Source organism: Brachyspira sp., from assembly GCF_029258575.1.
Lineage (GTDB): Bacteria > Spirochaetota > Brachyspiria > Brachyspirales > Brachyspiraceae > Brachyspira.
The window spans coordinates 1-5,879 of sequence record NZ_JARHYI010000075.1 but is presented as its reverse complement, the minus strand read 5'-3'; the positions used below and the strand labels follow the sequence as shown (position 1 = coordinate 5,879).

Here is a 5,879-nt window from a genome sequence, read left to right as displayed (position 1 = left end):
CATACTTAAAGAAATATCTTGTTTAAGCATTGCAGTAGAATAAGAATTATAAGCTGATATATCCATATATCCCCCATAAAATAATATACTTATAAAACTAATTTATTTAGTAATTGTAAATAAATATTATATTAAATCAATAAAAATATTAAAAAATAAACATTATTGAATATATTATGATAACAAAAATGTTTACATGATATCTTTTTAAGAGAAAAATGACCAATTATGTTTTTATCATTATACATAATTGGTCATAAATAATGATTAAGCGTATACATCTAAAGTCTTTCCATAGTTATTATTTATAGCGACAGATGATCCTTGAGGAGTTACTATGCTTGCAACCTTTCCAGCAGATTGAGCAGAAGCATAAGCAGATGAATTGTAAACATTCAATCCTGCAGAAGTCATATGTCTAGTCAATGGAAACATTTCAGATGAATAAATAGAGTTTAATGAAACACCCATTTAAAACCTCCAAAGACCTTGTATTTATTAATAATATCGGAATATATATTATTAATCATAAATATTAGTAAAAATTTTATAGAAATAAATAAAATATTTTGGCTTATTAATATTTATTTATTGTGATATATGTTTTTTTTAATTTTAAAATATTAATTATATAATTTAATATTAAATTTCATTTTTTCATATATAAATATTGACTTATTATATATATTATATATACTTACTGTATATAATACATATACTAGGTATATGTATTATATAATTTATTTTAAACATTAAGAGGTTTACTATTTATGAGAAAAATATTAATAATAGGTGGTGTTGCAGGAGGAGCTTCTGCAGCTTCAAGACTAAGAAGATTAAATGAAAAAGATAAGATAATAATGTTTGAAAGAGGTCCTCATGTATCTTTTTCTAACTGTTCTTTACCATACTATATGGGTGGGATTATACCTAATGAAGAAACTTTACTTCTTATGTCACCTGATAAATTTTTAAAGCAATTTAATGTTGATGCTAGAGTTAATAGTGAAGTTGTAGCTATAGATAGAGATAAAAAAGAAGTTACAGTAGTATGCGAGGGCAAGGAATATAAGGAGAGTTATGATAAACTTATACTATCTATGGGAGCTAAACCTATAGTACCTCCTATAAAAGGAATAGAAAAAGTTAATGTATTTACTATAAGAAATGTTGTTGATATAAGCAAAATACATTCATTTTTAAATGCAAAGAAAGATTCTAAAGTTGCTGTTATAGGCGGAGGATTTATTGGTATTGAGATGGCTGAGAATCTTAAGCATTCTGGATATAATGTAACTATAGTAGAAGCATTGCCTCAAATAATGAAGCCTTTTGATTATGATATGGTGCAGATACTTCATAAAGAATTGATAGATAATGGAATTGATTTGATAGTTAATGATAAAGTTGATAGTTTTGATACAAATACAGTTGTTTTAGGTTCAGGTAAAAGAATAGAAGCTGATGCTGTTGTTCTTGCTATAGGTGTTGCTCCTGAAACTGATATTGCACTTAAAGCTGGAATAGAGCTTGGAAAAACTAAAGCTATAAAGGTTGATGCTAATTATAGAACTAATGATAAAGATATTTATGCTGTTGGAGATGCTATAGAGGTTTACAATCCTTTATTTAATGATTATTTCAAATTAGCTTTAGCAGGACCTGCTCAGAAACAGGCTAGGGCAGTTGCTGATCATATCAATGGAAGAACTGTTGATAATAGAGGATTTATAGGTTCTTCTGTTATTAAAGTGTTTAGTTATAATGGAGCTGCTACTGGACTTTCCGAAGGTTTGATAAAGGCTATGAATTTGAATATTAACTATGATACTGTTGAAATTATTCCTTTTGACGGAGTATCAATTATGCCTTCTAGTAGATTAATGCATTTCAAACTCATATATGAAGTTCCTACAGGAAAAATATTAGGTGCTCAGGCTATAGGTAAGGGAAATGTTGATAAGAGAATAGATGTTATAGCTACTATGATAAAATTCGCAGGCACTATAGATGATTTGAAGGATTTAGAATTATGCTATGCTCCTCCATTTGGTACTGCCAAAGATGTTGTTAATTTTGCTGGTTATGTTGCTTCAAATTTGAGAAATGGAGATTATAAACAGATTCATTATAGTCAAGTTAGAGAATTAGTTGAAAAAGATGCTTATTTCTTAGATGTAAGACTTCCAGAAGATTTTGCTGCTGGACATTTGCATAAGGCTGTTAATATACCATTGGGAGCTTTAAGAAATAGATATAATGAAGTACCTAAAGACAAACCAGTTTATATTACATGTAAAACAGGATTAACTAGCTACACTGCTTGTAAAATACTTAAAAATATTGGATTTGATAATGTTATTAATGTTTCAGGAGGTTTTATAGGATTGTCTCAGTATGAATATTATAATGATAAGGTTACAGGAAGAAAGCCAATATTAACAAAATATTTCCAATAATTTTATTTTTATATACCCAATAATTAAAGAGCTATTTTTTTATGAAATAGCTCTTTTAATTGTTATTAATAATATAATAGATATTTTTTATTAAAAAATACTCTATCAAATTTATTTTTTTATATTATAATATATAAGCAGATAGATTTTTAACAAGGACTGAAATATGTTAATAGAGAATGATTTAAAAATATTATCTCCTTCTGAGGCAGGTGAAATTATCGATAAAACAGATAATATAGTTATATTAGATGTTAGAACGGAGATGGAACATAATTATGAAGGGATGATTGAAGATTCTATTTCTATGGATTTCCTTAAGCCTAGGGTATTTAAAAGAGAAATATCTAAATTGGATAAGAATGCCCCTTATGTATTGTACTGTTCTGTTGGAAAATTGAGTATAAAGGCTGCTGAATATATGAAAGAAGAAGGATTCACAGATCTTTATGTATTAGAGGGTGGACTTAAGGCTTGGAATAAGCATTTTGGAGACAACAATAAAGTTTCTAAATTTGACAGAGAAGAAGCTATAGAAAGAAGAAAAAGACTTATTATCAGACTAAACAGAATAGAAGGTCAGATTAAAGGAATGAAGAAAATGCTTGCCAAAGGAGAATATTGCGGAGATATATTGAATCAATCTCTAGCGGTTAAGGCAGCTATGGGAAGCGTTAATCAGGAAATTATGGAAGTATTTTTGAATACTTGTATGATTTCCCCTAAAGAAAAAGATGATTTCTTTAGGTATATGAGAAAACTTATAAAGTGATTTTTATAAGTAAGGGGAAAAAACTTTCTTCTTATTTTATTATTTTCCCCAAGAGTCTGGATTTTTATTCCATTCCAATGCCTTTGCCAATTCCTCTTCTGTTATATATTTTTCATCTTTTGCAGTTTCCATAAGAGATGAAAAATTAGAAAGAGATGAGAATTTAATACCTGCCTCTTCAAAGTTTTTATATGCTTTTTCAAATTCATAAGTAAATATTGATATAATTTCAAGCCCTATAGCACCTTCATTTTTAGCAGCCTCAAAAGCTTTTATTGAACTTCCTCCAGTAGAAATCAAATCTTCTATCAATATTAATTTTTTATTCTTACATTCAGCACCTTCTATTTGTTTTCCTCTACCATGTTCTTTTTTTTCTGCTCTAATATAGCAAAGAGGTTTATTAAGTTCATATGCTATAAAAGAAGCCCAAGGTATACCAGCAGTTGCAGTACCAGCTATTATATCAAAGTCTTTATCCTTCAATAAATTTACAAAAGCATCAACTATAATCTTTCTTGATTCTGGGAAACCTATAACATATCTATTATCGCAATATATAGGACTTTTTATACCAGATACAAATGTGAAAGGCTCTTTTACATTAACTTTTACAGCTTGAGTTTCTAACAATGCTTCAGATATTAATCTTGCTTTAAGTTTTTTATTATTTACTATACCTTCTGCTATCTCTTCTACAATCATTTTGCATGCTTTTACTCTATCTTCGCTTTTTGTGATTGGTCTTCCTACTACAAGATAATCACAACCATTTTCAATAGCCTCTTTAGGAGTCATTATTCTTTCTTGATCATCAGTGCTAGCCCATTTAGGTCTCACTCCCGGGCATACAGTTCTAAAATTCTCTCCGCATTCTTTTTTTATGATACTAGCCTCTCTAGGAGAACATACCACCCCATCAAGTCCAGACTCTTTTCCAAGTTTAGCCCAATTAACTGCCAAATCTGTTAATGCTAAATTAGAATTGAACATATTTTTTACATCATTTTCAGAAAGGCTTGTTAATATCGTTACTCCTATTATAAGGTTATCATTATTTAATTTTTTTATTTCTTCAACGGTTTTTTCCATCATTTTTTTACCGCCACTTGTATGCACATTAAACATAAATATATTTTGTTTAGCAGCAAATAGAGAAGCCATAGCTGTGGTATTAGGTATATCATGGAACTTCAAATCAAGAAATACTTTTTTATTTTTTCCAGCTAAATATTCTATTATTTCTCCTTTGGTATATAGAAAAAGCTCAAGTCCTACTTTATAAAATACTGCTTCATCACCAAGTTCATCTATTAGTTTTGCAGCTTCTCCAATAGAATTAAAATCTAATGCTATAATCAGTCTTTCCTTTGGATTATCAGTTAATTTTATCATAAGATTCGTCCTTTTATTGTTTAGTTTATATATATTAAAAAATATTATAAATGTGCAACACCTATTAAATCTTTTATATTTTCTATTTTATTTTCTTTTAGATAATTATCTATTCCATAAATAACTTCTATAGGTAAAGTAGGATTTGAAAATATTCCAGCACCTATAGAAACTAAAGAAGCACCTGCCATTATGAATTCCAAAGCATCATTATAATTACTTATTCCACCCATACCTACAATAGGAATTTTTACAGCCTTATAAACTTGATATACCATTCTAACAGCAATAGGTCTTATACAAGCTCCAGATAAACCTCCGAAAATATTTCCTAATAAAGGCTTTTTTGTTTTAGTATCTATTTTCATAGCCAAAAATGTATTTACAAGCGATACACTATCAGCTCCAGCATTTTCAACAGCTTTCGCTATTTCAATAATATCCGTTACATTTGGAGAAAGCTTTACTATTAAAGTTTTTTTTGTAAGTACTTTTTTTACAGCTTTAGTAGTATTTTCAGCACCTTCACAGCTTGCACCAAAAGCCATACCTCCATTTTTTACATTAGGACATGATATATTAAGTTCTATAAAATCAACTCTTTCTATTTCATTTGCTATTTCAGCCACTTTAACATATTCATCTATAGTAGCACCATTTATATTTAAAATTATAGGCGAAGAGTATTTTATATTTTTTACTATATTATTTTTAAAATATTCTATTCCCGGATTTTCAAGTCCTATGCAGTTTATCATACCAGATGGAGTTTCTGCTATTCTTGTTCCTTTATTTCCGTCTTTTTTATTTAATGTTATACCTTTTAGATTAACAGCCCCAAGTTCATTAACATCAAAATAATTACTGTATTCCTCTCCAAATCCAAAGCAACCTGAAGATGTTATAATATTATTTTTTAATTCTTTGCCTATAAAATTTATACTTAATCTGCTCATAATACTATCCAATTATATATTTAAAACTTTAGAATCAAATACAGGTCCGTCATGACAAACTTTTTTTAGTATATATCCCGAAGAATCATCTTTTATCTCTACATTGCATCCCAAACAAGCATTAACTCCGCATGCCATTCTCTCTTCAAGCGAAGCATAACAAAGTATATTATGCTCTTTTGAAACTTTTATTAATGCATTCATCATAACAGTAGGTCCGCATGTGTATATAATATCAAATTTGTTTTCTTTTAATAGTTCTTTAGTTTTATCAACTGTATTACATTTATCCACTAC

Annotated in this window: 6 protein-coding genes; 2 read left to right on the top strand and 4 right to left on the bottom strand. The window is 28.4% G+C overall.

The genetic code is table 11. From position 1 onward, the window contains the following. Positions 1 to 267 precede the first annotated feature (267 nt). A complete protein-coding gene (locus tag Q1J76_RS06100) occupies positions 268 to 471 on the bottom strand; it encodes a hypothetical protein (protein ID WP_300368352.1) in 204 nt (67 codons plus the stop codon). 299 nt (positions 472 to 770) lie between these two features. Here Q1J76_RS06100 and Q1J76_RS06095 point away from each other — a divergent pair, with 299 nt between their 5' ends. Then, on the top strand, positions 771 to 2,459 hold the full coding sequence (locus Q1J76_RS06095; RefSeq protein ID WP_300368349.1) for an FAD-dependent oxidoreductase: 1,689 nt from the start codon (positions 771 to 773) through the stop codon (positions 2,457 to 2,459). 166 nt (positions 2,460 to 2,625) lie between these two features. Continuing rightward, a complete protein-coding gene (locus tag Q1J76_RS06090; RefSeq protein WP_300368346.1) occupies positions 2,626 to 3,231 on the top strand; it encodes a metal-sensing transcriptional repressor in 606 nt (201 codons plus the stop codon). Positions 3,232 to 3,270: 39 nt separating this feature from the next. Here Q1J76_RS06090 and pyrF read toward each other — a convergent pair whose 3' ends face one another. The 3 genes from pyrF to Q1J76_RS06075 all read right to left on the bottom strand — a co-directional run. Beyond that, positions 3,271 to 4,626 carry an orotidine-5'-phosphate decarboxylase gene (gene pyrF, locus Q1J76_RS06085; protein ID WP_300368343.1) on the bottom strand — a complete coding sequence of 452 codons (1,356 nt, stop codon included), beginning with the start codon at positions 4,624 to 4,626 and terminating at the stop codon, positions 3,271 to 3,273. A 44-nt stretch (positions 4,627 to 4,670) separates the two neighbouring features. Beyond that, positions 4,671 to 5,582, bottom strand: coding sequence for a dihydroorotate dehydrogenase (locus tag Q1J76_RS06080; protein WP_300368340.1), 912 nt, complete (start codon positions 5,580 to 5,582; stop codon positions 4,671 to 4,673). 12 nt (positions 5,583 to 5,594) lie between these two features. Then, positions 5,595 to 5,879: iron-sulfur cluster-binding protein (locus Q1J76_RS06075; RefSeq protein WP_498034125.1), on the bottom strand; the 285-nt coding region annotated here is incomplete at its 5' end.

Coding starts and splice junctions, on each gene's coding strand:
- Q1J76_RS06100 (WP_300368352.1), bottom strand. CDS start 471: ATGGGTGTTTCATTAAACTCTATTTATTCATCTGAAATGTTTCCATTG.
- Q1J76_RS06095 (WP_300368349.1), top strand. CDS start 771: ATGAGAAAAATATTAATAATAGGTGGTGTTGCAGGAGGAGCTTCTGCA.
- Q1J76_RS06090 (WP_300368346.1), top strand. CDS start 2,626: ATGTTAATAGAGAATGATTTAAAAATATTATCTCCTTCTGAGGCAGGT.
- pyrF (WP_300368343.1), bottom strand. CDS start 4,626: ATGATAAAATTAACTGATAATCCAAAGGAAAGACTGATTATAGCATTA.
- Q1J76_RS06080 (WP_300368340.1), bottom strand. CDS start 5,582: ATGAGCAGATTAAGTATAAATTTTATAGGCAAAGAATTAAAAAATAAT.